Genomic DNA, 253 nt, shown 5'->3' on the forward strand with positions numbered 1-253 from the left:
GTCTTCGATGGTGTCGGCGCGGCAATTGTCGAAGGTATTCTCCATATCGCCAAGCGAATGAAAGTTTGGCTGGTCGCGGAGCGCGTGAAACGTAGCGCAAGCCGAAATGCTGTTGGAGCGTGGCTGCCCTCTTGGCCAAGGGTATCTTTACGCCAAGGCGATGGGCATCGAAAATGGCAGTCTTGCTTCGGACCCATGGTCAAAGATTGGCCGGGGAAGTTGCGTTGAGGTTCGATGCGTCAAGTCGATCCTG

The 253-nt window shown here is 55.7% G+C and carries 1 protein-coding gene; it reads left to right on the forward strand.

Annotated elements, in window-relative coordinates:
• Positions 1–228: hypothetical protein (locus SB724_RS21070; protein WP_410572933.1), on the forward strand; the 228-nt coding region annotated here is incomplete at its 5' end.
• Positions 229–253: the final 25 nt, after the last annotated feature.

Source organism: Bacillus sp. SIMBA_031 (genome assembly GCF_046535225.1).
Taxonomy (GTDB): domain Bacteria; phylum Bacillota; class Bacilli; order Bacillales; family Bacillaceae; genus Bacillus; species Bacillus velezensis.